1 protein-coding gene is annotated in these 850 nt (G+C 61.2%); it reads left to right on the top strand.

Annotated elements, in window-relative coordinates; all coding sequences use genetic code 11:
* Nucleotides 1–850: RHS repeat-associated core domain-containing protein (locus AC1D15_RS34985; RefSeq protein WP_477829695.1), on the top strand; the 850-nt coding region annotated here is incomplete at both ends.

Genomic DNA, 850 nt, shown 5'->3' on the forward strand with positions numbered 1-850 from the left:
GGCACGGACCGCGGCTTCACCGGCCATGAGCAGCTCGACGACATCGGGCTCACGCACATGAACGGGCGCATGTACGACGCGTCCATTGGGCGTTTCCTGTCCGTCGACCGCGCGGTGACGCAGCCCTATGAACTGCAGAGCTACAACCGCTACAGCTATGTGGAGAACCGGCCACTGAACAGCACGGACCCGAGCGGGTGGAATCCGAATGAGCTGACGCAGAAGAAATGGAGTTGGCCGCTGCCGTTGCCGGACCCCGAGCAGCATCCGTCGCAGCCTCCGCCGCTGCCGCTGCCGAAGCCCCAGGAAATGAAGGAAGTGAAAATCACTGGCAATGGAGCAGTGAATCCCGGCTGCACCGGTGCGTGCCTGACCGTTCTCAGGGCGGAGATTGACAAATACAACAAGCGAATGCTCGCGGGCGGCTACGTGCGGTCACTGATGGGCGGCTCGCTGGTCATGCAAAGGCCGAAGCCTGTTGTGGTGCGACTCCCCAGCCTGACTCCTTTGCAGCTTTACGCGCTTCTCGCCGGGGAAACTCTGGTGTTGGTCCAAGAGGCGACTGAGATTCCTGGAAGCAGTACGATGGCCGGGCCGTATGCGTTCTTGCAGCAGGCCGCTGATGGACTATCGACTGGGGCAAATAGCGCAAGCCTGCCACCGGGTGGGCCGGACGAGGATGGCGGCGACAACTCGAAGCCCAAGCGAATCACCAACGAGAAGCACCATCCCAACTCGAGAAGTCCCGAGCCGAAGAATGTCGATCAGCTCTACGAGAACTCGGTCGTCGACAAGAATGGTGTCCGATGGGCAAAAGACGCGGATGGCACAATCCACCGCTTCTCGAAGC

It is taken from the genome of Rhizobacter sp. P2_H2 (assembly GCF_056403375.1).